The sequence below is a fragment of the Sphingobacteruim zhuxiongii genome (assembly GCF_009557615.1).
Taxonomy (GTDB): domain Bacteria; phylum Bacteroidota; class Bacteroidia; order Sphingobacteriales; family Sphingobacteriaceae; genus Sphingobacterium; species Sphingobacterium zhuxiongii.
This window is the reverse complement of record NZ_CP045652.1, coordinates 3,485,391-3,511,590: the sequence shown is the minus strand read 5'-3', so window position 1 is coordinate 3,511,590 and position 26,200 is coordinate 3,485,391. Positions and strand designations below refer to the sequence as shown.

Sequence of the window (26,200 nt, the reverse complement as noted above, 5' to 3'; positions counted from 1 at the left end):
TGTATGAGGGGAAAAACACGCAAACCGGTAATAGCCATATTTGATGTGGGAAAAACGAATAAGAAGTTGTTCTTATTTGATGAACACTATCAAATTGTATATGAGAAATCTGCGCGTTTCTTAGAAACATTGGATGAAGACGGCGATCCTTGTGAAAACTTGGAGAGCTTACGATTATCGGTGTTTGACTCGTTGCATGAGATTTTTCGTAGAGAGGAATTTGATGTTAAAGCCATCAATTTTACTTCCTATGGTGCGAGCTTCGTTTATATAGACGAGGATGGACGTCCATTGGCACCACTTTACAATTACTTAAAAGAATATCCAGAGGCACTTTCGACTCCTTTACACAAGAAGTATGGAGGCCTTGAACAATTTAGCTTAGATACGGCGTCGCCATCCTTAGGAAGCTTAAACTCGGGATTACAAGTCTATAGGCTGAAAAACGAACAAAAAGAAGTTTTTGAGAAAACTAAATATGCCCTACATCTACCGCAATATTTAAGTTTCTTATTATCAGGAAAAGCTTATTCAGATATGACCAGCATAGGCTGTCACACAGCTCTTTGGGATTATAATAAGCATGACTACCATCAATGGGTAAAAGACGAGAAGATCGATAAAAAATTAGCACCGATAGTAGACGCATCGGCGGTGTTTCCTGCAACATTTCCTGGAAGTACTTTTAAGATCGGTGTCGGACTACACGATAGTTCTTCGGCATTAATCCCGTATTTATTGAATTTCCATGAACCCTTTATTCTAATATCAACGGGTACTTGGTGTATTTCGATAAATCCTTTCAATGATCAACCTTTAACAAAATCTGAACTTGAGAGTGACTGTTTATTTTATCTCTCTTTTCAAGGCAAACATGTGAAAGCGTCGCGTTTATTCGCAGGACAAGAGCATGAAATTCAATCGAAAAGAATCGCCGATCATTTTGATGTGACCACTGCCAGATTTAAACACATGGAGATCAACTGGGACATCGTTAAAGAATTGGAAAGCAAGCCTGTTGATGTTGAACTTGATGCGTTTGGAAAGCTTGATTTAGGGCAATATGCAGATTTTGAAATCGCGTATCATGCATTGATTCTACATTTGATCAAAGCACAAGTGGTTTCAACAAAGCTGATACAAGCAGGGAAGAAAACTACACGAATTTTCGTCGATGGCGGATTTAGTAAGAATAACATTTACATGAATTTACTAGCACATGAATTCCCGGAAATGGAAGTGTATGCGGCTTCTATGGCACAAGCGACAGCAATAGGCGCGGCGCTAGTAATTCATGAGCATTGGAATCAACAACCTGTACCTAATGACTTAATCGAAATTAGGTTCTTTAGGGCATAATAGTACTTAGTGAAAAATAAATCCTTTCAAGTTCAACTGATGATCGAGTCTTTCGATCAGATCATCATCAAAAGGTGATCAACCAACCTCAATGACAAAAAAAGCTAGTCGCTGGACTAGCTTTTTTAAACAATCTTCACTTTTTTTTTAAATATTTATCACTTATTTTTCTTTTTTAATAATTGATTATTCTCCTATTGTGAATAATTGAAAATTAGCAATTAGTCTAGGGCTTATTTTTCCCCCTCAGAATTTAATTTCTGTTGACAATCAACAATACTGTTAATTATTCGCTAACTCTTTGCTAAAACGATACAGGATGCAACAGGATGGTTTTTTCCCCTAAAAAAATGATATTTGATAATCAAGTTATTAATCAATATCAACAACTATGTGTAAATCTAAATTAAGCAGGTATTGCTCTTTTGTTTTGAGTTTACTCATCATGTTTTCCACTAACATGACTATGGCTCAGACGGATAGAGTGATCCGGGGTACTGTTGTAGACGCTGCAACGGGTTCCGCATTAGCGGGGGTATCCATTTCCGACGCTGCCACGAAGAATGCCGCATCAACAGCTTCTGATGGTACATTCGAAATTGGAACCAGAAACAATTCAACTTTAACCTTTCAATACGTGGGTTATACGAAGAAAACAATTACAGTTGGATCTCAATCCAATATTACCGTTCAGTTATCGGAAGATGAGTCTGAACTCGAGGAAGTTGTAGTTGTAGCCTATGGCACGCAAAAGAAGCGTGACTTAACGGGGTCGGTTTCGCAAATCGACTCGAAAGCATTATCACTTCAATCCAATTCGACTGTGAGTAGAGCGTTAGAAGGCGCAGCTCCAGGTATTCAAGTATCAGCGGTTGATGGTCAACCTGGTGTGGATATGGGTATCCGTGTTCGTGGTTTGGGATCTGCAAACCAGAATACGTCAGGAGCATTAGTGGTAATCGATGGTGTTCCAGCACAAAACGAAAACCCTTTAGCTTCGATCAGTCCTAAAGACATTGAAAACGTGACGATCTTAAAAGACGCCGCTTCTACAGCACTTTACGGTTCTCGTGGTGCGAATGGTGTTGTTTTGATAACAACAAAAAAGGGAGTTAAAGGTACGCCGAGAATTGCATTCGAAGGTAAAATGGGAATGAATCAAGTTGGTCCTTACCAATTCGATAAGATTTCTGACCCAAAAGATATCTATGAATTCGCTTGGTTGTCTATTTACAACTCGGTACGCTATGGTGTCAATGGATCTGGTAGAGCACAAAATTACACAACCAACGTGCAAAATCCGAATATGTCACATGAGGATGCAGCTGAATTTGCTTCTAAACACATATTCGACTACACAGGTTCGATGACCGACTTTAAAGCGAACAACTTAGGAAACTGGATGCTGTATAATGTGCCAGGTGCAGTATATACGCCAACAGGATCTGGTGCAAACGCTTCTTCAACGATGACTGGAGCATATTTAGTTAATACGGATGGTAAATTAAATCCAAATGCTAATCTTCTTTACAACGAAACCTATGATTCACATTTATTAGAAAATAGAACACGCCAAGAATATAATGTTTCTGCCTCAGGAGGCTCAGATAAAATAGATTATTTTATTTCTGGGGGTTACTTAGAAGACCCATCATACATCCGCGGATCATCATTCAAACGCTATAACGGTCGTGCGAATGTAAATGCACAGGTTTATGATTGGTTGAAAATTGGTGCAAACGTAGGATATGCAAACCGTGATACGCAATCACCAGCAACACGTTTCGGACGTAATGCAGGTAGTGCCGTTTCTAATGTATTTCGTTTTATCAATGGTCAAAATCCATTAACGCAAATTTATGCGCGCGATCAAAACGGGAATATTATCCAAGAAAACGGACAGAATAAAGTCCATGTTAAGCAAGGTGATACTTGGTCGCCAGTAGGACCTACTGCAGCGGCGCTAAGTACAACGAATATTTTTACGGTATTAGACAATGATATCGATAAGCGTGTTTCTGATGATTGGAATACACGTGTTTACGGAAATGTTAATTTCTTAAACGATTTTACATTCACAGCAAACTTCTCGCTTGATAAGTTTAATGATATCCGTACTCGTTACTGGAACTCAGAGTCTGGTCAGTCAGCAGGTGTTGGTGCATTCGGAAAAGTATTCTCGAATGTGACGATTATGAATGCTCAGCAATTATTGAACTACAATAAAACAATTGGATCTCACTCGATTGAAGCATTATTGGGTCATGAATACGATTCTTACCAATTTGAAACGATTAACTATCGTTCATCTTACTCGTTAATTGATAACTTCCCTTCTTATGCGAACTATGTAGGACGCTATGATGGAGGTACATTTGCGAATCCAGGTGGTGGTATTGATACACGTCGTATGGAGAGTTATTTCGCTCGAGGTAACTATAATTACGCTGATAAGTATTTCGCTCAGGTATCCGTACGTCGCGATGGTTCATCGAAGTTTAAATTGAAAGACAAGCGTTGGGGAACATTCTGGTCAGTAGGCGGTGGATGGAGAATCAATGCTGAAGACTTTATGGCAAACACCAGCAGTTGGTTAGATAATTTAAAAGTTCGTGCTAGTTACGGTGTGATCGGTAACCAAAATGGTATTTCAAATTACTCTGGATACCAAACTTGGGGATTCTCAGCGGTATATCAAACAAGTAATAGTGGTGTCGGACTTCCAGCATCGTATGTGTTAAATCAAAATGCCTATGTGAATGATCAATTAACATGGGAGAAAGTGAACACGTTTGACGCCGGCCTAGATTTAGGATTTTTCAACCGCGTACGTCTAACATTAGATTACTACAACAGAACAACAACTAATGGTATCTGGTCTCAACCTATTTCATATTCCAAAGGACAATCTTCGATTTCGACCAATACAGCGCGCCTAAACAACTCAGGTTTCGAAGTTGATTTAAGTGTAGATGTTATTAAGAATGAAAATTTGACTTGGACATTAGCGACGAATGGTACACATTATAAGACAATCTTAAAAGAAGTTCCTCCAGGTGTAGGTTCAGCAGCATTGAATGGTGATTGGACCGGTTCAGTAGAGGGATGGAGTGCTGCAGGTACAGGTGGATCTGGTAATATTGCTTATCTACGTGGTATCGATAAGGATTATTTTAACATGTACTTATTCAAGTATGCGGGTGTAGATCAAAGCTCGGGCTTACCGATGTTCTACCACCAAGTAACAGAAGCCGATTTATCCGCAGGGTTATTCTCTGGATCAAAGGTTGGCGAAAGTGTTGCAACAGCAGACTACTCTAAAGCAAGTCGTTACGAAATGGGTTCCGCAGTACCTAAATGGATTGGTGGCTTCTCTACTTCTCTACGCTACAAAAACTTTGACTTATATGGAGCTTTCGCTTATCAATTGGGCGGTAAATTCTTGAGTACAGAGTACGCAAATAGCTTATATGTATCAGAAAATCCTGCTAAAGCACTATCAGCAGAACTAATTGGAGATACATGGACTCCTGAAAATACAGGGGCTAAATTCCCAATGGTTATGTATGGTAATGCAAATGGTAATGGTTCTACTTTCGGTAGCTGGATGTATAGCGACATGGCATTGTTCAATGCTTCATACTTGAACTTTAAGAATATTACGATTGGATATACAGTTCCTGAGAGATTACTTGGAAAAAGTAAAATTAAGAAGTTGAGAGTATATGCATCAGGAGATAACATGTTCATGTTGACTTCACACAGTGGTATTGACCCAAGAATGTCATTAGTAGGTGGATGGGAAGTAGGTGCTTACAGCTACCCAACGATGCGTACATTCTCTGGTGGTGTTAATCTAGAATTTTAATCAGGAATCACATTATGAAAAAGATATTTTTATTCTTAATCGGTGGAACGTTATTCGTTTCATGTAGTAAGAAATTAGACGTAGCCCCTCCGAATAACATTACGGATGAACAAATCCAACAGTTATTAAAAAGCGGTGATGAGGAAACCATTAATACTGTGTTAGGTGGTATGGCGAACAATATGCCCCGAATGCTCAATTTTCAGGGTATTAATTTAGTTGGTGGTGCAGATCTTCGCTATTATGACGTACAAGGACTTGATATTATGCGTAATATCGAGGGAAATGATATCGTATTTGGAAGTACCAATTTGAATATTTTTGGTGCAGATGAGTATCGCTTTATAGATTTCATCTCTGAAGGAACCGACAAAAACTCCCCTTACTGGTACTACGCATGGAACGCCATCACAACGGCCAACAAGATGCTGAACTATTTGGATGATGAAACAGTTGGCACCAACGCGAAATTGAAGGAATTTAAGGCTCGTGGATTAATCTTGCGTGCTTATGCCTACAATTACTTGATGGAAAATTATCAGCAAGCCTATTTACAAGGTGGCAAAGATAAGTTAGGAATGCCTCTTTATGATACTTACTTGCCTATTCAAGAAAGTAAAGCTCGTTACACGGCAGATGAAACTTATGCCTTTATCAAAGCGGATTTAAATAAGGCAATCCAATACTTTAAAGATGCAGGAATCGGATATACTAGTGCGCAGAATGACTTTGACCTAGGTGTAGCAAACTTCATCCTTGCTCGCGTATCCTTATGGACTGGCGATTGGACGTCTGTGATCACATTGACAAATGATATCTTAGCTAAATATCCAAATCTAATTCCGCAGTCTGCATATGGTGCTACCAATGATGGTACAAATGCTGCTCCAATTATGCGACCAGAGAAAAATGGATTCTTGAACAATGCTATCAACCCAGAAGTAATCTTCGGATTCCCACTTGGCGATGCATTAACAACGCACAATAGATTGATGAATCCTTTTGCAGAAAGCTATGGTGGCTTGAGTGAGGGTTTCCAACGTATTGACGATAGGTTATATAATAAAATCGCGTCGGATGATTTCCGTAAAGAGGCCTTTATGGCAACTCAGTGGGGTGATTATACCTATCCGACGAACGGTGACAAACGCGTTATTCCAGCCTTTACAAACTTGAAGTTTGCCGCAACGCATGGCTTAGGAAGTGATGATAAAAAGAACGTGGGTAGAAATACCGCTTATTATTTCCGTTCAGCTGAAGCATTGCTAATGAAAGCAGAAGCGCAAGCACAAAGCGGAGACGCGGCTGGTGCTAAAGCGACACTTAACAAGCTTTTAGCAGCTAGAACAAAAGCTGGTGCTACGCCATTAACAGTAGATACATATCCGACTATGGCTGGCTTAACTCCACTTCAAATGGTTCAATTGCAAACGAGAATTGAACTTTGGGGAGAAGGAGGACGTGAGTTCTATAACAATAAACGTTGGAATATTGCGGTAGATCGTGCAAGTTCTAAGAACCATGTCGATAAATCTACTTATCCAGTATCTAAAATGACATTACAGATACCACTGGATGAGATGATGTACAACGATCGAATGGTACAAAATTAATCAATCATAAAGCAAGGTCTGCCCAGACCTTGCTTTATCCTATATTATAAATAAATCTATTATTATGAAGTATCAAGTTAGCCCAGAGCAAATTGCATTCTATCGTGAGAACGGTTATTTAGTTATTGAAGATTTCTTAAATCCCGAAGAGCTAGAGCACTGGCGTACGGTTGTTTTCAATGCTGTAGAGCAGCGTGCAGGTCAAAAAATGCCAGGAAAGAAAACACAAGTTGGTGAAGATGATGGGATCAACAAAGACGCAGATTACTTTGGAAAAGTATTCGATCAATTGTTAAATCTTTGGCAAACTGATGAGGGAGTCAAAGAATTGATGTTGGATCCAAGGATAGGCGAATTAGTAAGCAATTTGGCACAAGCTGATGGTGTTCGTATATGGCATGATCAAGCGTTATTCAAGCGCCCATTTGCTAATCCTACAGCTTGGCATTTAGATACCCCTTTCTGGTCTTTTTCAGATAGAGAAGCATTGTCAATCTGGATCGCTCTAGATGACGCGACTTTAGAGAATGGATGTTTGTACTTCGTTCCAGGATCTTTCAAAGTGACCAATTTCACGAATATCGGTATCGGTAAGAATATGAATGGCATCTTCGAGGTATATCCAGAGTTAGCACAAATTAATCCAGTAGCAGCACCATTAAAGGCAGGAAGCTGTTCATTCCATAATGGATTAACCATTCATGGAGCGGGACCAAATATGACTAATGGTTATCGTAGAGCAATGACTTGTGCGTACATGCCTGATGGCAATGTATTTAATGGTCAAGCGAATATTCTTCCTCCAGACTATTTGTCAACCTTAAAAGAGGGAGACGTATTAAATGATGATCAACAAAATCCATTAATCTATCATAAATCATGGTAGAACTAGAATTCTTTTATCCGCGCTGGGGTGCTGAGCATATTGCTTGGCCAGATTTTTTGGATGTAGTGGAGAGCGAAGGATATCGGGGAATTGAATGGTATCCCTATGGGGAGAAAAATAAAAATAATTACCAGGAAATGCTGCAAAGTCTTTCCGATCGCCAATTGGATTATACCATTGTGTATGCCGTATTTGGTGAAATAAAAGACTTTGCACATTATTTGGAATTGCTAGAATCGCAATTAACAGAATTAGCTAGTTTAGGTAATTTTGGATTAGCACCACGTTTTATTTCTGCACAAGTAGGACGAGAGTTCTATTCGACAGAGCAAATATTAGCCTGTTTAGAAATATGTGCTAATGTTGAACAGAAAACCGGAATCGCCATTTATCAAGAGACACATCGCAATAAATGGACCTATGGAATTCATAGAATTCCGAAAATCAGGGAACTATTTCCATCGTTAAAATTAACTTTGGATGTTTCTCACTGGTATTGTGTATCGGAGAGTTTTCTAGAAGATCAACAAGACTTGTTATCAAGTTTACTTGTTGATGTTCGACATGTGCACACCCGCGTAGGGCATACACAAGGATCGCAAATATCAGACGTAACAAACCCTTTGTTTGAAAATATAGTAAAGACCCATTTAGCGGTCTGGCAACAATATATAAATACACAAATCCAATTAGGAAGAACCAAATTAACCTTTACCACAGAATTCGGACCAGCGCCTTATCTGATTAGCTCAGGAGATCGAGACCTTGACTATCAGGAACAATGGAGACAAAACCTGTGGATTAAAAAATACCTATTGGATCATTTGAAGACTATTTAAAATGATGAATCGAAGATCTTTTATACGCAACACCTCCATGTTAGGTGCTGGATTAGCATTAGCAAATTTGGAGCAATCCTTTGCTAACTCAGCCAATTTAGCAAAAGAGGATTGGTATAGCCTTTTCAAAAACCCTAGTATGCATTATCGTCCATTTGTTCGATGGTGGTGGAATGGGGATAAAGTTGAAAAAGGCGAATTGTCCCGTCAACTACGTCTCTTAAAGGATGCTGGAATTGGCGGAGTAGAAATCAACCCGATTTCTTTTCCGAAACGTGCAGATGATATGGGAATCCCATCTGTCAAGTGGTTGAGCAATGAATGGATGGATTTAGTTAAGCATGCTGCAGACGATGCGAAATCTTTAGATATGACGAGTGATTTAATCGTCGGCTCAGGCTGGCCATTTGGCTCGGAAGATCTTAAAGAAGAGGAACGCGCACAAGTTGTGCTAGTCTATGCTGAAAAGTTAACTGGCCCTATACAGTTTGAAACTTCACAGTTTAATATCTGTCAGGCAGTAGATCCGGGAGTTACGGATAAAAACCCGTTAAGAAAGCCGGAGATCCTCTCTTTACATTTAGCGAAAGATCCGATGAATAACTTGCAGCAAGCGCAAGATTTATCGTCGAAAAGAAATGATGTCAGCATCGTGGTTGATGTGCCAGAAGGAAAGCACGTACTATATGCTGTAGTTAAATTCAATTCTTTTGCACAGGTAATCAATGGGGCGCCAGGTGCATCAGGTTCAATTTTAAACCACATGGATAAAAAGGCGGTTGAAAATTACCTGAATAGAATGTCCAATACAATGGAAAATAGAATCGGTGCCTTGTCAAATTATTTGCGCGCCTTATTTTCTGATAGTATGGAATTGGAGGGGTGTAATTGGACACATGATTTTGCTGCAGAATTCCAAAAAAGATGTGGATATGACTTAATGCCTTATCTACCATTCATCATGTTCAAAGTTGGTAGACTAGGAGCTGTTGTAGATGAAAATTACGGAGCCGAGAAATCGGACGAAGTAAAAGAGATACTAAACCGAATAAGATTTGATTTTGAATATGTTAAAGCGTGTTTGTTGCGCGAACGATTTACAGAAACATATCTAGCTTGGTGTAAAGGGTTAAATGTAAAATCTAGAGCGCAGGCTTATGGTAGAGGATTCTTTCCGTTAGAGACGTCGCTTGGCTATGATATACCGGAGGGTGAATCTTGGACAACAAACTACCTTCGTCATAAATTAGGTGAGGAAATGTCGGATGAAGACTATCGACGTGGTAGAGGGTATACGATGATCAACAAATATGTTTCTTCTGCGGCTCATTTAACAGGTAAGCGGGTTGTAAGTTGTGAGGAGATGACCAATACCTATTTAGTATTCAACGCGACCTTAGAACTGCTTAAATTAGGTTCTGATCAAAGCTTATTATCGGGGATTACGCATTCCATTTGGCACGGGTTTAATTACTCGCCGAAACAGGCGCCATTTCCAGGTTGGATACAGTATGGTTCGTATTACTCGGAGAAAAACAACTGGTGGCCATATTTCAAGTACTTAAATACTTATAAAGCGCGCCTATCGTCGCAGTTACAGCACGCCGATATGTATACTGACATGGCTATATTACCTGCCAATTACGATTTATGGGCAGAAAAAGGCGTACAAACTGACCCATTTCCAGAACGTTTAAACGTACCATATACTTCACTCTTATGGGAAGCTATCCATAAGACAGGGGGTGCAGCAGATTATGTGACTGAATTAATCTTGAAAGATGCCAAAGTAGAGCATGGCAAGATTAAGTTTGGAAAGAAAGCATATGGTATCTTATTCCTTCCGGGAGTTAAGAGTTTAGATGTGGAAACAGCGAAAAAACTGTATGAATTCGTGAAACAAGGCGGTAAATTAATTTGCATTGAGACTACGCCTTCAAAGAGTTTAGGGTTTAAGAACATGCAAGCGCGTGATTTAGAAGTTCAAGCTTGGATGGATAAAATCAAGAATCTTGGCTCAAACTTTATATTCGTAGAGAAGCCAACTGATAATAAATTCCTCGAATGGTACCAAAGCTTCCATCAAACGAATAAGCTTCCAAAATATGTAAGAATTAGTGAGCCAAATCGCTTTTTTATGCAGAATAGATATATCCGTGATGATCAATCGGAGTTCTTCTTTTTCCAAAATGCGCATCGTTTCAACAGTCATAAGACTCGTATAGATTTCCTGTCAGGGATTGGGAAAGGAAAGCAAGCTTGGATTTGGGATGCCGATACGGGCGAGCGATGCAAATTGAAATTAGACTCGGCTAACGGGTTTGAACATAACTTCGGTCCAACGGAATCGCTTTTAGTTGTATTCGATAAAGCGAAAGAAGGCACATGGTATCAGGCGCCAAAACTTGATGGTTCGAATAAGCAAACCCTTAACGAACAATGGGAACTAGAATTGAATCATGGTCAAGAAAATACAAGTAAAAAGCAACAGCTAGCGAAGTTAGTTGATATGAAATTGGATGATGAACTACGTGATTTTTCAGGCACAGTAATTTATCGGAAGAAAGTAACGATTAATGATCCTAAAAATCAAACGTTGAACCTAGGTCAAGTATTTGGAATCTCTGACTTATTTATCAACGGACAAGCTGTCGGCGTTAAATGGTTTGGACGTCGTATCTATGATATCAGCAAGTATTTAAAAGTCGGAAGTAACGATATTGAAATACGCGTAACGACCACAATGGGGAACTTTATGAAAACCCTAAAAGACAATGAGAATGCGCAATACTGGGTAAACAGACCCGGAAGAGAACAAGAAATTCAGTCCATGGGTATCGTTGGACCAGTAGAAATATATAACTAACCAAAAAGACTACAATAATGAAGAAATTATTATGCTTACTCGTTTGTTTTTGCAGCCTTCAGGTATTTGCAAAGGACTATGCGGTCAAAGATTTTGGAATACAAGGGGATGGAAATACACTCAATACCAAAAGTATTCAAGCGGCAATTGATTATGTGAATGCAAACGGCGGCGGTCGCTTGGTCTTCAGTCCAGGAGATTATGTCACCGGAACGATTTACATTAAATCAAACGTAACGCTACATCTAGAAAGAGGTGCGACAATTTTAGCGTCTTTAAATCCTTTTGACTTCGATAAAGATCCATATATCAACTGGAAATCACTAATCTATGCGATAAAGCAGGAGAATATAGGTATTACAGGCCAGGGGACGATTAATGGACGAGGTTTTGATAACGCTATGAATACTTTAAATCTTGTTCACCGCGGTCTAATCGAAGATGAATTGAAATACGATCGTGTTCGCGAGTGGAACAGACCAGAAAATGTTTATTTCCGCGAATGTAAAAACGTGAAGATTATCGGAATTACGTTAAAAGATCCAGCGAGCTGGAATCAAACCTATGATCAGTGTACAAACTTATTGGTTGATAGCATTACTGTAGATAGCAAATCTTACTGGAATAATGATGGAATCGATATCGTTGATTGCAAAGATGTTATTATCCGAAACTCACATTTCGACGCAGCTGATGACGCGATATGTTTTAAATCTCACGATGCAAATGCTATTTGTGAGAATGTATTAGTGGAGAACTGTACAGCTCGTTCTAGTGCATCAGGATTGAAGTTTGGTACAGTTTCACGTGGAGGCTTCCGCAACTTCGTTATTAAAAATCTAACCGTTTATGACACTTATCGTTCAGCGATTACATTTGCTGCAGTCGATGGAGGTGTTGTTGATAATATTCTTGTTGACGGCGTAAGATCAATCAATACAGGAAATGTATTCTTTTTAAGAATTGGTAACCGTTGGAGCAAAGGGAAAGAGCCCGTGATGAAAAATATCATCATTAGAAATGTATATGCTGAAGTACCGATGGATAAACCGGATAAAGGCTATAGTTACGAAGGTCCAATCGAGGATTTACCAAGAAATATTTCTCCAGCAAGTATCGTAGGATTACCAAATTACAAAATCGAAAATGTGACTTTGGAAAATATAGAGATTGTATATCCAGGAGCAGGAAATCCATACTATGCAAAGAGAGGATTAACAGCAGAAGAACTTGATGGAATTCCTGAGATGGAAGCTGCTTACCCAGAATTCTCCCAGTTTAAAGAGTTACCGGCTTGGGGATTCTATATTCGTCATGCAAACAACGTTACCTTCAAAAATGTAAAATTTAAGGCGCTGGCTAGTGATTATCGACCTGCAATTGTAACAGATGATTTAAACGTTGGCAAATTTGAAAACGTACAGTTTGATGAGGTAGATGCAGGAAAGAAAGAACAGATATTCTTGCATAAAAGCAACAAGGTAGACATCGTAAAATAATGAATCTCATGAAAAGAATCCTATATATCATACTATTCCTTTCGATTACTATCGGACAGGCAAAAGCAGTAGACTATAATGCTTCCGCTTTCGGATGTGTTTCAGACGGACAAACAAATAACACCCGCTCAATCCAAGCTGCAATAGACTTAATCTCTTCAAAAGGGGGAGGTACATTAAATTTCTATGTCGGCCGATATTTGACAGGCGGTTTAGAGCTAAAATCTAACGTAACAATCAATTTGCATGAAGGTGCAATTTTAGTCGCAAACCCGACTTATTATGATTTTATCGAAAAGAATGGAAAGCGATACTTTATCTATGCTGATCAGCAATCCAATGTCAAGATTATTGGAAAAGGAGTCGTACTTGGACAATCTGCTGCGGTAAAAGCAAAGATTGAAGGTCAATTGAGTAAAGGATTAATAAACTACACAATCGAAACTGCGCGCCCAACATTAATCGGTCTTAACAATTGCCAGAATGTCGAAATTGACGGCGTTATGTTGGAAGATGCTGCAGGCGATATTGCACATCTCGATAATTGTTCGAATGTAAGCTTCAAAAACCAAATTATTCGTAGTAAAGGTTATGCTAACTCTCGTGGGATCGTATTGAACGGTTCAAAGGAAGTTTCATTGGCGAATTTATACGTGGATACCACAGGAAAAGCATTGGTAAAGGATAAAACCAGTCAAACCAAAGAAGTTATTAAGAGTGTTACACCGGACGGTAAGACCATCTAAGCGACAAACAAAATGAAGAATCTAAAAATATATTTTACCTTATTGCTATGTGCGATTTGCAGCTTTGGACTCGTACAAGCAAAAGATTATAATGCCTCTTATTTTGGCATTAAATCAAACGGGACTACCCTAAATACAACATCGATCCAACGAGCTATCGACTTTATTAGCGAAAATGGTGGTGGTACATTAAAATTTTATGTTGGAAGATATCTAACAGGAACTATTCACATGAAGTCTAACGTGACGATTCACTTAGAAGAAGGTGCAGTACTATTAGGCTCAACAAATATTAACGATTATAACGTAGGAACCCCTAATAATGCTTTAATCTATGGAAAAGGTGTAAACAATGTAGGTATCACCGGAAAAGGTGTGATTGACGGTCAGGGGAAAGAAGTTGCTTATAATTTAATGGATTATATCCACAAAGGAATTATCAAGGATCCCTTGGATTATGATAGACCTAGAAGCAACCGCCCGAAGGCTATTTATTTACGCGAGTGTAATCAAGTAACAGTTAAACATGTGACGGTTAAAAACGCAGCCGATTGGGTGCAGACGTATGACCAATGTGAAGATGTTTTGATTGACAGCATTACTGTTGACAGTAAAGTATTCTGGAATAATGATGGTATTGATATCGTCGACTGTAAGAACTTGAAGTTATTAAATTCCTATATTGATGCTTCGGATGATGCTATTTGTTTGAAATCGCATGATGCCAGCAAAATGAACGAGAATATTGAGATTAGAAACTGCGTTGCACGATCTAGCGCTAACGGTATCAAATTCGGTACAGTATCAGCAGGTGGATATAAAAATATCCGCATCATCAATAATCGCGTTTATGATACTTTCCGTTCTGCTTTTACAATTGCTACGCCTGACGGAGGTAAAGTTGAAAATGTATTAGTGGATAGTCTTTATGCGTACAATACAGGAAATGCAATCTATTTACGAATTGGCGCAAGGTGGAATAAAGGAAGACAAGGTAGTATCGATGGCGTGGTTATGCAGAATATCTATATAGAGGTTCCTGCAGATAAACCAGATGCTGGTTACGCTTTTGAAGGTCCAGTAGAGGATAACCCTAGAAATATTTCACCCGCGAGTATCATCGGTTTAAAAGGTCAGCCTGTGAAGAATGTCGTGTTAAAGAATGTGGAGATAGTTTATCCTGGCGGCTCGAATCCGAATTATGCCTTTAGAGGAACCTCCGCTAAGGAATTAGATAGCATTCCTGAAATGGAAGCAGCTTACCCAGAATTCTCCCAGTTTAAAGAATTACCAGCATGGGCATTTTATCTAAGACACGTTGAAGGCGTGACTTTTGAAAACGTAAAGTTTACTGCGAAAGATAAAGAATACCGTCCTGCAGTCGTAATGGACGACGTTAAGAATGCAGAACTGAAAAATGTACAGTACATTGAACCCAATAAAAAAGGGAAAAAACAGCTAGTTTTATACAAGTCGACACTGAAGAAATAACGATTGTAAAAATGAAGCACTTTTTAATAGCCTTATTTGTTTGTTGTGTGAACACTTTATTTGCACAACAAACAAATGATGTTGATTACGTCAAAAACAATTATACCAAGCGCGAGCTCTATATTCCCATGCGTGATGGGACAAAGCTATTTACAGTAATTTATGAGCCCAAGGATCAATCAAAATCCTATCCGATTATGATGATTCGCACGCCTTACAGCTGCGCCCCCTATGGAGCCGATAAAATCAAACCGAGTATAGGTCCTAGCATGGAGTTTGCAAAAGACGGATTTATTTTCGTTTACCAAGATATTCGCGGTAAATATAAATCCGAAGGGACCTTTGTTGCAAATCGACCGTATATTTTAAAAAAGAAAAAAGGTCAGGTCGATGAGACTACAGATACTTACGATACAATAGATTGGTTAGTTAAGAAAATTAAATCCAATAAAAAAGTCGGTGTATGGGGAGTGTCATCTCCAGGGTTTTATGCTTCCATGGCGTTAATTAATGCGCATCCTAACTTAAAGGCAGTCTCTCCGCAAGCTCCAGTTACCGATTGGTTTATGGGCGATGATAGACATCATAATGGCGCCTTTATGTTGATGGGAAGCTTCTCATTCCTATCTTCTTTTGGTAAAATGAGAGATTCTGTTGGAACAACGCATCCCGGAGGTTTCTATGCTTATAATACAACCGATGGCTATGATTTCTATCTGAAATCTGGACCTTTGAAAAATTTTAATAAAAACTACTTGAATGGTAAATCTATTCTCTGGAATGAGATGATGGATAATCCAGATTATAATAGCTATTGGCAGGAGCGAAGCTACACCCCTTATTTAAATCAGGTTAAACCAGAAGTGCTTGTTGTCGGTGGATGGTTTGATCAAGAAGATCTTTATGGTCCATTAAAGACCTACGAAGCACTTGCTAAATCGGGGAAGAATAAGGTGTCGTTTGTAATGGGACCTTGGTATCACGGATCATGGACACGAGGAACAGGCAAAACGCTAGGCAACTTGGATTTTGCATCCAATACGAGTGATTATTACCGTCAAGATATCGAGTTGGCCTTTTTCAAAAAGCATTTAAAAGCGGAGGCTGTAACCGCAGTCGCGCCAGTTTCTATCTTTGTTACCGGATCGAATCAATGGGAATATTTGAACGAGTGGCCATCAAAGTCGCTCGTAGAGACCGAGCTTTATTTACAGGCTGATCAGGGATTATCTTTTTCCAAACCGAATAGTTCAAACCTAGCCTTTGAAGAGTACAGCTCGGATCCAAACAAACCAGTACCCTATACCGCTGAGAAGACATTAATGCGCGGTTTTCAATATATGTTTGAAGACCAAGTATTTGCTTCACGTCGCCCAGATGTCCTTGTTTTTGAAACGGAGGAATTGCAGGAGGATGTTAAGATAATGGGTAATTTGCAAGCGAATCTATTCGTTAGTACGACTGGGACGGATGCGGATTACATTGTGAAATTAATCGATGTTCATCCTTTCGAGAAGGATGCAAAGCTATCTGATGCTCAAGTTTTAGTTCGCGGCGAAGTTATGAGAGCAAAGTATCGGAATAGCTTTTCCGAGCCTGAACCCATGCGACCGAACGAGGTTACACAAGTGAAGTTTGATATGCAGGATGCGGCACACGTATTTAAGAAAGGACATAAAATAATGGTTCAAATCCAAAGTTCATGGTTTCCTTTAGTCGATCGTAATCCGCAAAAGTTTGTAAATATCTATGAAGCGGATGAGGCTGACTTCGAAGTTCATAATCAACGTGTTTATTTTAGTCAACAATTTCCTTCGAGTATCATATTACCCCTAATAAAAAATAATGAAAAATAAAGTAATAGCACTTATAGCCCTTTTATTTACTGTTTGTCGAGTAGCCGAAGCCCAAGAAGCTTATGCGCGAAAGGTGGTTAGCGTATTAGCATCAGATAAATACGCGGGACGCGGATATATTTATGATGGTGATAAAAAAGCTGCAAAGTATATCGCAAACGAAATGAAAAAGTCGGGACTAAAACCTGTGGACGGCAAATCCTTTATGCAAGGATTCGAGTTAGGCGCCAATGTTTTCCCGAAAGCAGCTATCGTTAAAGTGAACAATAGCATCTTGAAAATGGGAGTAAATGTTCTTGTAGACGCTGCTTCTCCGAGCATAAATGGAGATTTTAATTTGGTTGCGGTTACTGGAAAGTTGAATGATGATCAGGTGTTGAAAAATATTGCGCAAGACAAAGAATTGGCTGGAAAAGCGATTTACATCGATGAGGCTGAGCAATTAAAATCAATTAATGCGCAGGAGCTACGTCGTGCAATTGTTTTGTTGATGACTGCAGGTGAGTATAGTGCTATTGTCGTGAATACGCCGAGTAAATTTACATGGAGAGCATCTGTTACTCAGAGTGCAAAACCAGCAATTTACATTAAAGACGTAGACCTAAACAAAGGTGAAAATCAAGTTAGCATTGATATCACGGCAAAGTATCAGCCAAAGTATCAAACGCAGAATGTTTGCGGTTTTCTAAAAGGGACAAGCAATTCTGACTCTACGATTTTAGTTACAGCTCACTACGATCACTTAGGCGTTATTGGAAAGAAAGTCGTATTTAACGGAGCGAACGACAATGCAAGTGGAACGGCATTAATGCTTTACTTAGCACAATATTACGGTAAAAATAGACCTAAATACAATATGATTTTCTTAGCCTTCTCAGGCGAAGAAAGTGGGCTATTAGGTTCAAAATACTATGCGGCAAACCCCTTGAACGACTTGAAAAAAGTCAAATTTTTGGTCAATGTAGATATGGCTGGAACTGGGGATGACGGAATTCAAGTGGTTAATGGAAGCATCTTCACTAAGGAGTTTGACTTACTTACCAAACTGAATAATGCAAAAAATTATCTGCCGGCAGTTAAAGTGCGTGGAGCCATGAATCGTAGTGATCATGCACCATTTTACGAAAGAGGTGTACCAGCATTTTTTATTTATACGTTGGGCGGAACAACAGCATATCATGATATCTATGATCGATATGAAACATTGCCGTTTACTAAATTTAATGGCTATGCAAATTTATTGACAGACTTTATTGATACCTTTTAATTCTGATTTAGAATAACACGAAGAGACGCTGCAAAACAGCGTCTCTTCGTGTTTTATACAGTCTTATTGTGAGGGATTAGCACGATTTTAGAAAAACATGCTAAGTCCAAAATCACTTTGTTGCTAGCAGGCAACGCCATACTATTTAGTAGAGAGAAGATACGTAGCTAAACCTAAGAAAACGCTATTTTATCGAACAAGGTACGACTCATCTACGCTTAAGCAAGGCTTGAGCTTGAGCTAAAATCAATAAAATATTGAAATGTCAATCGCTAAACCGAGATTAGATTTTCCAATTAATTTTAACGTTCAATGTGCTGATTGTCTATGTTTTATTTTAAAAGTGACTTGTTTTTCTAATCGAGTCGCTGTCAGGATAGCACAGGATGCTAATTCTTGACTGGTTTGATATATTTGGTTTAGTAGCGTTTCAGATAAGATTTCCAAAACTCTCTGATTTATGTACGATTGCTTTCGCCCAGCATTTAACACATATTGCAGATTTTGGATTTATTGTACTCTATTTATTACAATAGGTCAAGCGCTAACCAATTAAACAATTTTAATACCTTTAGTTAGACTACTTCATGATGTAGAATAACGGGATTCAGCAGTGATTAAATGTTATTCCTGCTTGTCCTCAGAAGCTGTTATAAACTTAATCAACATATTAAACCACAATGATTAGAACTAATAGAGCACAATTGTATTTGTTTTCCATGTTTTTGCTGTTAGCAGCAGGGGCTTGTAAGCAGAGCGAGAATCCAGAAGAGAAGGATACAAACCCTAAAACTGAGAAGATTACGCTGCCAGAAGGTTTTGCGATAGAACACGTCTATAGCCCTTCGGACGATAAAAAAGGTTCATGGGTTTCCATGACTTTTGATGATAAAGGTCGAATGATCACTTCAGATCAGTTTGGCGGATTATTCCGCGTTGAACTGCCACCAATGGGATCCGATTCTACCGTTAAGCCGAAAATCGAAGCGATAGAGTTTCCGACAGAAGGGCCTCCTCTTGCAGATACAACTAAAAAGAAAGTTGGTATGGGTTTCGCCCAAGGTCTTTTATGGGCTTATAATAGTTTATATGTGATGGTTAACCATAACCCGAATGATGAGTTCAAAAAGGGTTCTGGACTTTACCGTTTACAGGATACAGACAATGATGATAAATTAGATAAAATCACCGAGATTCTACATTTAGAAGGAAATGGTGAACATGGTCCCCATAGTATCGTTTTAGGACCTGACTCCGCAATTTATATCGTTGCTGGTAACTTTACAAAGATTCCTAAGATGGATGCCTATCGCTCTAATCCAAGTGATAAAGTCGATAACTTAATCCCTTATATTTTAGATACGCATGGTCATGATGCTGACTCCCATTTGGATGGAGGTTGGATCGCTAAGACAGATCCTGAAGGAAAACGTTGGGAATTAATTTCTTCCGGATTCCGTAATCCTTACGATATCGCATTTAATAATGAAGGAGAGTTGTTTACTTATGACTCCGACATGGAATGGGATTTTGGAATGCCTTGGTACCGTCCTACGCGTATCCTACACGTGACTAGCGGTTCAGAATTCGGATGGAGAAAAGGAGATGCGAAGTGGGATGCTCGTTTCCTTGATAACCTACCTGCTGTTCTGAATATTGGTCAAGGTTCACCAACAAACTTTATCAATCCTAAAAATGCAAAATTCCCTGAGAAATATAGAAATAGCTTATTAGCATTTGACTGGAGTTTTGGTATCATTTACGCGTTAGATTTAACTCCAAACGGAGCTTCATATACAGCGAAAGCTGAAGAGTTTATTTCGGGTTCTCCACTTCCATTAACGGATGGTGTGGTAGGTCCGGATGGTGCTTTATACTTCCTAACTGGCGGTCGTAAATTGGAATCTGATTTATACCGTGTTTACTACAAGGATCATGATAAGATTAAAGATGCAGTAAAAGCTAAGGAACTTCCGGCGGACATCAAATTACGTCGTGAAATAGAACAATATCACCAAGCATCAACACCTGGTGCAGCGGAGAAGGTTTGGGAATACCTAGGACATCAAGATAGACATATTCGTTTTGCGGCACGCGTTGCCTTAGAGCATCAACCATTCGATTCTTGGAAAGAATTAGTGTTCAAAGAACGTAATGTTGTTCGCTTAACGGAAGCAATGGTTGCTGTTGCTCACGTAGCTGATTCTACTTTACAGCCTCAAATCATGCAAAAGTTGGCTACGATTCCTGTGGAAAAACTAACTCCTCGTATGTTGGAAAACTTAAGCCGTGTTTATGAGATTGTTATTTCGCGAATGGGTAAACCAAGCGCAGCGGAAGCGCAGGCTTTAGCAGCACGTTTAGAACCATTATATCCAGCGAAAACAAATAGTTTGAACAGACAATTGTCGAAATTATTGTTGGCTTTGGGATCAGAAGGGGCTGTTAAGAAAACGTTGGATTTATTAGCCGTTGCGAAAGACGATACGACGGAATCTAACTTCATGAGTTCTTCAGACTTGATTTTACGTAATCCGCAATATGGTTTAGATATCGCTAATATGTTAGCAAATATCCCTCCTGCACAGCAAATTTTCTTAGCGACAACATTGAGCGACGCAACTGCGGGTTGGACTCCTGAATTAAGAGAGCAATATTTTAGCTGGTATTATAAGGCGTTTGGTTTTAAAGGAGGAAATTCCTACATCGGATTTATTGATAATGCTAGAAAGAAAGCACTATCGCATGTTCCAAAAGATCAGTTGGCTATGTACGGCAAAATGTCAGGTGACTCGCTATTGAATCAAAAAGGAAATCGTTTAGCAGAAAATATTGTTCCGCCAAAAGGTCCAGGCCGTAAATGGGAAATTGACTCTGCATTGAAAGTAATTGATGAAAATGCTGGCGTTCGCAACTTTAAGCGTGGACAAGAGTTGTTCCTAGCAATTAAATGTGGATCATGTCATACGATGAAAGGAGAGGGTGGTTCTGTAGGTCCTGATTTAACGCAGCTAGGTACTCGTTTTTCTAAACGTGATATGTTAGAAGCGATTATCGAACCTAGTAAAGTAATATCTGATCAATATGAATCTAAAGTATTCAACATGAAAGATGGCACTTCTGTTTTAGGACGTTTGATGAGTGAAAATGAGAAAGCTTATGTTATCTCTCAAAATCCATATGCTCCGCAAATAACCAAAGAATTAGCGAAGAAAGATGTGCAAGATATCAAGCGTTCGGAGGTTTCTATCATGCCTCCAGGAACGTTAAACACGATGAGCCCAGATGAGTTGAAAGATATCATGGCTTACTTGATGTCAGGCGGAAATGAGAACGCAGAAGTTTATAAGAAAAAATAAAGATACATCAAGTGGATTACTCAAATAAGGACTGGTTAGATAAAGTATCGCATACAGCACAGGTCGGAGGTATTGAAACTTCGGTGCTAGACAATGGTTTGGGGCGTGGATCTCGTATTGCCTGGATAAACACGGGCGGGGGACTTCGTTTTAAAGTCGTTCTAGATCGTGCGATGGATATTGCTGATGCTTCATTTAACCAGTACAATTTGAGTTGGATTAGCCGTTTAGGGGTTACTCCAGCTCAACCATTATCGGATCGCGGGGTAGATTGGCTTCGTACATTCGGTGGAGGGATGTTAGTTACTTGTGGGTTAACACATGTTGGAGGTCCAGAAGAAGATGAGTACGGACGTCGCGGTCTTCACGATCAGATTAGTAATATACCGGCTGAGATTATTCAAATAAAACAGCCCGACCTGATCAATGGAGATCGAGAAATGTTTATTACAGGGATAATAAAACAAGGTCATCCACTAGGTACGAATATCGAACTGAAACGTACGATCCGTTGTACGCTAGGTGAGCCAACATTGCATATCATTGATGAAATCGTCAATGTTGGAAATATTGATGCTCCCCATATGATTTTATATCATTTCAATTTTGGTTGGCCAATAATTGATGAAGGGACCGAGTTGTTGTGGAATGGCGAGTGGACTGCTCGTGAACAAGGAGAAGCCAACAAAATATTTAAAGAGGGAGAAGCGTTTAAAATATGTCAAGCTCCTCGAGAGGATCACAATGGTAACGGTGAGGAAGCAGCATTTATTGATATGGCTGCCGACGAACAACAGATAAGCCGATGTGCAATTCATAATAAGAAGTTAGGGTTGGCGTTGGAGCTTTCTTTTGATAAACGTCAATTACCTTGGTTAACCAATTGGCAGCATTGGGGTAAAGGGGAATATGTAACAGGATTGGAACCCGGTACAAATCCGCCGATTGGACAGCAGAAACTTCGCGCAAGTAAAGAGCTGATTATACTGAAACCGCGTGAAAAGAAAACTTATGAACTAACCATTCATCTGACGGATACCGCTACAGGTATTCAAGAAATCATAAACAAGAATTAATCAACATAAACATAAATCTAATGGCAAATATTGAAAAGGCTTTTGAGCAAGGAAAGGGAGTGTTAAGATTAGCACCGAACTGGGTACCACGATCATTTTGTGTACCAGGTCGTCGTATCAAACTTCATCCAGATGATTACTATGTATTAGGTGGAGAGCGTGGTGGTATTGATGAACGTTGGTTTTCATCAACTACACCTGCGAAAAATGGCCCCTTAACTGGTGAATTCGAAGGCCTCAGTTTTGTAGTATATGAAGAAAATGGCAAGACCGAGCAAATCTTATTGTCAGACTTCGTTGAAGAATTAAAAGGCCGCTTAATTGGCGATCGCCTATGGAATGAATATCAAAGTTGGCCGATGTACTCGAAATTTTTCGATAACATGGGACCTCTACCTCATCATATTCATCATAACGATGAAAAAGCAGCATTGATTGGTCAGGCTGGAAAACCTGAAGCTTATTATTTCCCTCCACAGTTGAATAATCACGGAGGTGACTTCCCATACACTTTTATGGGTATTGCTCCAGGTACATCAAAAGAAACAATCAAAGAGTGTTTGCAAAACTTCTCAAAAGGAGATAATAAAATTACCAATTACTCGCAAGCTTACCGCTTGGAGCCAGGAACAGGATGGGACGTACCTCCGGGATTGCTACACGCTCCAGGAAGTATGTGTACTTACGAGCCTCAAAAAGCTTCTGATGTTTTCGCGATGTACCAATCTTTGGTTAACGAAGCAATTATCGATGAAGAGTTATTATGGAAAGGATTGCCAGAAGATCAACGTGGAAATTACGATGGCTTAATGGATATCATTGATTGGGATCTAAACGTTGATCCAAATATGATGCAGAATCGCTTTATGGCACCATTACCTGTTAAGGATGAGGCGGCTATGGAAGCTGAAGGCTACAATGAAAAATGGATATGTTATAAGTCTGAAGCGTTCTCTGCAAAGGAATTAACCGTACTTCCAGGTCAGAAAGTCTTGATTAAGGATGCTGCAGCTTATGGTTTGATTATGATGCAAGGATACGGTAAATTAAATGATTGGACTATTGAAACACCATCTTTAATTCGCTACGGCCAGCTAACTTATGATGAGTATTTCGTTTCGGAAGAAGCTGCAAAGAACGGCGTTTGGATTGAAAATCACTCGCAAGTGGATCCAATCGTTATGTTGAAACACTTTGGTCCAAACAATCCGGACTTAGTGATCAAAAAATAAATAAAGACCTTTAAAACATACGTTATGAGCAAGAACAATTTTCCAAAATTACACAATGCGACATGGCCTGGAATCGTGGGAAAAGGCGATCATGAGCCGATTATTTCGTTAGATGAGTTACTTGAAAAGACCGCTGCTGCGAATGTAAATGGGGTTAAATTTGATGGAGTAGACTTAGGTCTATTCGACCCTCACGTAAAATTGGATACTTCTGATGATCATATTTCTTGGGTTGTTGATAAAATCGGCGGCTACGGTTTAGAGATTGGAACTTTGGTTGCGCCTATTTGGCCTCCAGATGGTGGTTCAGCCATGGGATCGCAAGAAGATCGTGATCGCTTTGTTGACGTGGTGAAGCGCGCCGCGGAATTTGGTTATAAACTTCGCAAGCAGGGAATCCGTACAAACAATGTTATTCGTATAGACTCGGCTTCTGGAGTTGAAGATTGGGCAAAGAATCCTTTAGAGAATAGTAAGCTTATTGCTGAAACGTTTCGTAGAGCTTGCGACGCTGCTTCTGAATATGGAGAGCGTTTGGCGGCCGAGGGAGAAATCTGCTGGGGTGGTATGCAAAGTTGGAGAAAAATGTTAGATACGCTGGAAATGGTTGATCGTGATAATATTGGCTTCCAAGCAGATATGTCTCATACCTTTTTGTACCTACTAGGGTATAACGCACCAGAGGATCGTATTTTGAAACAAGATTTTGAATGGAGCGATCGTGAAGAATTAGAACGCGGATTAAAATTCCTCACCTCCCAATTGCGCCCATGGACGATTGACTTCCACGTTGCACAGAATGATGGGACCGTTTTTGGTTCTGGTTCACATGATAAAACCGGTCGTCATTGTTTGCCAACGGATCCAAATGGTCGTTTAGATATCGTAAAGGATGCCGGATATTGGTTGCGTGACGAGCAAGGGAATTTAACAAAAGCTTTCAATCACATCTGTTGGGATGGCTGTATGTTCCCGAATGAGGTTATGCATAAGCAAGAAACTTGGAACTCTATCTTAGAGACCCTAATTAAAGTACGTGATCAACATGGTTGGTCAGAATAGTCAAGAAATCGAAGATCATTATGAGTAAGCAAGAATTAAGAATAGGATTAATCGGATGTGGATTCATGGGAAGAACCCACTCCAACGGATATAAAAGAGTGCCTAATTTCTTTCCAGACTTGGGCTATACACCAGTTTTGAAAGCGGTTTGTTCACGTAGTGAAGAAAAGGTAAAAGCATTTGCAGAACAGTGGGGCTATGAGTCGTATGAAACGGATTGGCGAAAGTTAATTGAGCGTGATGATATTGATGCTGTTGATATTTGTACGCCTAACAATATGCACTTTGAAATCGCCATTGCCGCAGCACAAGCTGGTAAAATGGTGCTTTGTGAAAAGCCACTTTCTAGAACCTTAGAAGAGGGCAAGCAAATGGTAGAAGCAGTTGAATCTGCAGGTGTTAAAAACACAGTTTGGTATAACTACCGTCGATTGCCGGCAGTTACTTTGGCTAAGCAGATTGTTGATTCTGGGAAATTAGGTAAGATCTTTCACTATAGAACTAATTTCTTACAGGACTGGACGATCAATGAAAACTTGCCGCAAGGTGGGCGTGCGTTTTGGCGTATGGATGCTGAAGCTGCTGGATCAGGCGTAACTGGTGATTTGTTAGCACACTGTATTGACTTAGCGATGTGGTTAAACGGAGGTATTAAAGATGTTTCTTCAGTAACTGAAATCTTTGTAAAGCAACGCATGCACGAGGAAACCGGAAAAATGGAAGATGTGAAGATTGATGACGCTTGTATTTTCCACTGTCATTTCGATAATGGTTCTTTAGGATTATTTGAATCTACGAGATACGCTAGAGGGCACAAAGCATTATTCACTTTTGAGATCAACGGTGAAAAGGGTTCTTTACGTTGGGATTTACACGATTTGAATCGTCTTGAATATTTTGATAATTCAGATGAATCAACGGTACGCGGATGGCGCTCTATTCATGTAACTGACGGAGATCAACCATATATGAATAAATGGTGGGTTCCAGGACTTTCTGTAGGATATGAGCATTCCTTTATTCATCAGGTTGCTGATTTTCTAGAGAGTGTTGAAAAAGCTGAAGAATGTCACCCAACATTTCGCGACGCTTACGAGACGCAGAAAGTATGTGAGGCGGTTATTTCTTCTGCGAAAAACAGACGCTGGGAGGATACCGACGTGGAGTGGAACAATAAGTAA

Annotated in this window: 16 protein-coding genes; all 16 read left to right on the top strand. The window is 39.5% G+C overall.

Going from position 1 to position 26,200, the window contains the following annotated elements:
- Nucleotides 1–3: 3 nt before the first annotated feature.
- The 16 genes from GFH32_RS14820 (at nucleotide 4) to GFH32_RS14745 (ending at nucleotide 26,200) form a co-directional block, all read left to right on the top strand.
- A complete protein-coding gene (locus GFH32_RS14820) occupies nucleotides 4–1,359 on the top strand; it encodes an FGGY-family carbohydrate kinase (protein WP_153512332.1) in 1,356 nt (451 codons plus the stop codon).
- 466 nt (nucleotides 1,360–1,825) lie between these two features.
- Nucleotides 1,826–5,227, top strand: coding sequence for a SusC/RagA family TonB-linked outer membrane protein (locus GFH32_RS14815; protein ID WP_228384152.1), 3,402 nt, complete (start codon nucleotides 1,826–1,828; stop codon nucleotides 5,225–5,227).
- 14 nt (nucleotides 5,228–5,241) lie between these two features.
- Entirely contained in the window at nucleotides 5,242–6,840 is a 1,599-nt protein-coding gene (locus GFH32_RS14810) for a RagB/SusD family nutrient uptake outer membrane protein (protein ID WP_153512330.1), read from the top strand.
- A gap of 64 nt (nucleotides 6,841–6,904) precedes the next feature.
- Complete coding sequence (locus tag GFH32_RS14805) at nucleotides 6,905–7,726, top strand: phytanoyl-CoA dioxygenase family protein (protein WP_153512329.1); 822 nt, start codon at nucleotides 6,905–6,907, stop codon at nucleotides 7,724–7,726.
- On the top strand, nucleotides 7,720–8,565 hold the full coding sequence (locus GFH32_RS14800; RefSeq protein ID WP_153512328.1) for an apurinic/apyrimidinic endonuclease family protein: 846 nt from the start codon (nucleotides 7,720–7,722) through the stop codon (nucleotides 8,563–8,565). The genes GFH32_RS14805 and GFH32_RS14800 overlap by 7 nt, the downstream gene beginning before the upstream one ends.
- A gap of 1 nt (nucleotide 8,566) precedes the next feature.
- Nucleotides 8,567–11,431 carry a glycosyl hydrolase gene (locus GFH32_RS14795; RefSeq protein WP_228384151.1) on the top strand — a complete coding sequence of 955 codons (2,865 nt, stop codon included), beginning with the start codon at nucleotides 8,567–8,569 and terminating at the stop codon, nucleotides 11,429–11,431.
- Nucleotides 11,432–11,448: 17 nt separating this feature from the next.
- Nucleotides 11,449–12,930: a glycoside hydrolase family 28 protein gene (locus GFH32_RS14790; protein ID WP_153512327.1), complete on the top strand. Its 1,482-nt coding sequence runs from the start codon at nucleotides 11,449–11,451 to the stop codon at nucleotides 12,928–12,930.
- A gap of 8 nt (nucleotides 12,931–12,938) precedes the next feature.
- Nucleotides 12,939–13,676, top strand: a complete 738-nt coding sequence (locus tag GFH32_RS14785; protein ID WP_160366855.1) for a glycosyl hydrolase family 28 protein — start codon at nucleotides 12,939–12,941, stop codon at nucleotides 13,674–13,676.
- Between the two features lie 12 nt (nucleotides 13,677–13,688).
- A complete protein-coding gene (locus tag GFH32_RS14780) occupies nucleotides 13,689–15,167 on the top strand; it encodes a glycoside hydrolase family 28 protein (RefSeq protein WP_153512325.1) in 1,479 nt (492 codons plus the stop codon).
- An 11-nt stretch (nucleotides 15,168–15,178) separates the two neighbouring features.
- Nucleotides 15,179–17,023 carry a CocE/NonD family hydrolase gene (locus GFH32_RS14775; RefSeq protein ID WP_153512324.1) on the top strand — a complete coding sequence of 615 codons (1,845 nt, stop codon included), beginning with the start codon at nucleotides 15,179–15,181 and terminating at the stop codon, nucleotides 17,021–17,023.
- A complete protein-coding gene (locus GFH32_RS14770) occupies nucleotides 17,013–18,290 on the top strand; it encodes a M28 family peptidase (protein WP_153512323.1) in 1,278 nt (425 codons plus the stop codon). The genes GFH32_RS14775 and GFH32_RS14770 overlap by 11 nt, the downstream gene beginning before the upstream one ends.
- A gap of 680 nt (nucleotides 18,291–18,970) precedes the next feature.
- Complete coding sequence (locus tag GFH32_RS14765; RefSeq protein WP_153512322.1) at nucleotides 18,971–21,649, top strand: c-type cytochrome; 2,679 nt, start codon at nucleotides 18,971–18,973, stop codon at nucleotides 21,647–21,649.
- Nucleotides 21,650–21,660: 11 nt separating this feature from the next.
- The gene (locus tag GFH32_RS14760) at nucleotides 21,661–22,725 is read left to right on the top strand and encodes an aldose 1-epimerase family protein (RefSeq protein WP_194285645.1); all 1,065 of its coding nucleotides are present in this window, start codon (nucleotides 21,661–21,663) and stop codon (nucleotides 22,723–22,725) included.
- Between the two features lie 20 nt (nucleotides 22,726–22,745).
- Entirely contained in the window at nucleotides 22,746–23,957 is a 1,212-nt protein-coding gene (locus GFH32_RS14755) for a cupin domain-containing protein (RefSeq protein WP_153512320.1), read from the top strand.
- Nucleotides 23,958–23,981: 24 nt separating this feature from the next.
- Entirely contained in the window at nucleotides 23,982–25,019 is a 1,038-nt protein-coding gene (locus GFH32_RS14750) for a sugar phosphate isomerase/epimerase family protein (protein ID WP_153512319.1), read from the top strand.
- Nucleotides 25,020–25,039: 20 nt separating this feature from the next.
- Entirely contained in the window at nucleotides 25,040–26,200 is a 1,161-nt protein-coding gene (locus tag GFH32_RS14745) for a Gfo/Idh/MocA family protein (RefSeq protein WP_202111247.1), read from the top strand.